Raw genomic sequence first — 3,957 nt, 5'->3', positions numbered from 1 at the left:
ACCTTAACCGGTAGTGCAACAATTACGGTAAATCCATTACCAACAGCGACAATCAGTGCACCGGCATTAATTTGTTCAGGTGACACGGCTGTAGTAACGTTTACAGGACCAGCCAACGGAACTGTTACATATAGTGACGGAACGACTCAGACGACTATCAACCTTGATGCAGCGGGTCAGGCAACAATTACGACTCCTGTATTAACCGCACCGGCTACATATAGTCTGGTTAGTGTAAGTACAGCAGGACCTTTGGTATGTACCCGAAACATCAGTACATCGGTAACGATCGGCGTTAAAGATCTACCGGTAGCGACAGTAACCGGACCTGCTTCGGTATGTTCGGGAAGTACTGCGAACATCGTATTCAACGGAACACCAAATGCTACGGTAACCTATACTATTGGAACCGATCCGACTTTATTTACAATTACCTTAAACAGTGCCGGAACCGCTACAGTTGCAACAGCAGCATTGACCGGACCGGTTACGTATACTTTGGTAAGCGTACAAAGCAACGGTACACCAAACTGTAGTCAACCACAAACAGCGAGCCATACGGTAACTACAGTAGTAGCACCAACTATTTTCAACCCGACTCCACTAGAAGTTTGTAACTCCAACTACGATGACGGAATTGAAACATTTGACTTAAGCGTTAAAATTGCAGAAATCACCGGAGGTGATCCTAACTTAACGGTAACCTTCCACGAAACACCGGAAGATGCTCAATTAGGTAACTATCCGATTGCGATGCCGTTATACACGAACATCAACCCGCATACACAAATTATTTACATCCGTGTGGTAAACACCGGAGTAAACGCATGTGCTTCTTTCAGTACTTTAACTTTAATTGTTAATGAAAGACCACGTATTGTAGTAGGGGATATCACCGATTACGAATTATGTGAAACCAGTACCCCTGGTGACGGATTTGAAATCTTCAACCTTACCACCAAAGACGCAGAAGCGATCAATGGTCAGGCAGGAGTAAACGTAACGTACTATACCACCGAAGCGGATGCATTAGCAGGAACCAGCCCTATTACAGGAGCGGCAGCCTATACGAATGCTTCGAACCCGCAAACGATCTGGTACCAGTTGAAAAACGCATCAGGCTGTATCGCAGTAGGATCTTTCGATCTAATCGTAAATCCACTACCAACCGTACCAAACCCGGTACCGGCATACACCTTGTGTGATTACACCGGACAGGCGTTATACGAACAATTCGATTTATCGACTAAGATTCCGGAAATCATCGGAACCACAACCGGATTGGAAGTTAAATTCTATAAGACACAAGTTTTAGCAGAAGCCGGAACAGCCGGAACCGAATTACCAACGTTATACACCAACGAAGTAGCTACAGTACAAACCATCTTTGTACGTGTGACCAACAGTACAACGAGATGTTATGTGGTAACTGCAATGGACTTACGAGTGGAGCCACTACCAGTATTGGTAATGCCAACAACACCGGTAACTACATGTGACGGAACTAACAACGACGGAATCGGAGATTTTGACTTAACAACCTTAATTCCGGGTATGTTAAGTGGTGAAGCTAACGTAGTATTAAGCTTCCACGAAACACAACAAAATGCAGAAAACGGATTATTCCCAATCACCGTTCAACCATACCAAAACATCAACCCTTGGACACAAACCCTATGGGTATTGGCAACCAATACGGTAACGGGATGTAAGAGCGTATACTCGTTCAACTTACTAGTGCAACCGGCACCAATTATGCCAACACTATTAGACCTTGATGAGTGTGATACGGATTCGAATCCGCATGATAACCAAACCACATTTGATTTAACAGTACACACGGCCACAATCCTTGCAGCTCAAACCGGACCAGCATCGGATTATGTAGTGAACTACTATATCTCAGAAACCAATGCGCAGAATGGTACACCATTTATCGTATCCAATGGAAACTTTATCGGAACCAACGGCCAAACGATCTGGGTACGTGTAACGCATAAAGCAACAGGATGTTACACCATCGGAAGTTTTAAACTGATTGTAAACAGTCCGCTACAATTAACACAGCCGGACGAAATCACCCTTTGTGATGATGCTTTACCAAATGATCAACGTCAAATCTTTGACTTAACGATCCGTGAAGCACAAATTACAGGAGGAGCAACAGGATATACCTTTAACTATTACAGCAGCACGGCCTTACCACCGAACCCGGCTACGTTGATCGCAGATCCAACCGCGTTCCACAACACGGCAACGGTACAGACACTATTAGTAGAAGTAGTAAGCGGTGCAGGATGTAGCAGCTATGTAACCCTAACGATCCGTGTTACACCACTACCGGAACCGAAATTCGACCCGGCACCACTTGTAGAGTGTGATGATGATTATCCAGGAGATGGAATCACGTTCTTTGATGTAACGCAAAACGCGAACTACATCCGAAACAATGAACCAAACTACGTATTAACATACCACCCAACTCAGGCGGATGCTTTAGCAGGAACCAATGCGATTGCTACACCAACCAACTGGCAAAATATGGATGCCAACGGAAACGCCTTAACCAGCGTATGGGTACGTGTAACAACAGCACCGGCCAACAACCGTGACCGTTGTTCATTAGTAGTAGAGCAACCATTAATCGTAAACCCACGACCAGCTGCTGGTCCGGTAACCGATTATCATATGTGTCAGATTCCATTCACAGGAAGTGGTGTATTTGATTTAAGTACTAAAACACCTGAGGCATTAGCCGGACAAGGTCCTGCAGGTTACACGGTAAGCTACCATGCTAACCAGGCGGATGCTGATAGTGGAAATGCTCCATTGGCAACCAGTCACCCAAGTACTGTAAACGGCGAAACCATCTATGTACGTGTGGTAAACACTACAACAGGATGTTACAACACCACGAGCTTCCAATTATTTGTAGAGCGTGGATCGGAAGCTACTGATGTAGCGGATATCGACAGATGTGACGACCTAAACGATGGAACGGAAACGTTTAACTTAAATGATTTGGATGCTACGATCTTAGGTCCTGTACAGGCAGCGGATCCGAACTTTAGCGTAAGCTACTATGCTTCGGATGCTGACTTAGCCAACGGAACACCGATTGCAACACCAGCAACGTATACAATCACGGATTACCTGACACACGAAATCATTGCAGTAGTTAAAAACACCTACAGCACTTACGGATGTCCTGCAGAAATACGATTCAACATCACGGTACACCGTTTACCGGAACCGACACCAAATGCAGGATTTGTATGTATTGATCAGGAGACAGGAACGGTATTAAGTACGCATATCATCAACAGTGGATTGGATGCTACAACGCACACGTTCCAATGGTATGAGAATGATGCAGCGGGAGTACCACAACCGATTACAGGTGCAACAGGAGCTACGTATGAAGTAAACCACCCGGGAACGTTCTCGGTAATTGCAACCAGCATTGCAACAGGATGTCCTTCATTACCGGCATCAGTAGTGATCACACAATCGGAACCGGCAGAAGTTACGGCTTATGTATCGAATGCGTTCACGGATAACCAATCCATCACAGTAGAAGCGATTGGAATCGGAGAGTACGTATACCAATTAGACGAAGGTGACATCCAGACAAGCCCGGTATTTACCAATGTAAGTTCTGGATCGCACACGGTAACGGTATACGATAACAAAGGTTGTGCTACGGTAACCATCCCTGTAACGGCAATCAATTATCCGCATTACTTTACGCCAAATGGGGACGGATATCACGATTTCTGGAATATTGGTGATTTAGAAAACGATGCAAACGCAAAAATTTATATATTTGACCGATACGGAAAACTATTGAAACAGATCAAACCATCGCGATCAACCGGATGGGACGGAACGATGAACGGTCAACAGCTACCATCGACGGATTACTGGTTCACAGTGACCTATACCGAGAATGGAGAT

General features: G+C 45.0%; 1 protein-coding gene. It reads left to right on the top strand.

Going from position 1 to position 3,957, the window contains the following annotated elements; genetic code table 11:
* A partial coding sequence (locus tag Q1R07_RS16395; RefSeq protein WP_300492280.1) for a T9SS type B sorting domain-containing protein occupies positions 1-3,957 on the top strand: 3,957 nt, incomplete at both ends.

The sequence above is a fragment of the Flavobacterium sp. genome (assembly GCF_030146175.1).
Lineage (GTDB): Bacteria > Bacteroidota > Bacteroidia > Flavobacteriales > Flavobacteriaceae > Flavobacterium.
Note: the sequence above shows the minus strand (reverse complement) of the source record. Positions and strands in the feature narration are given on the sequence as shown.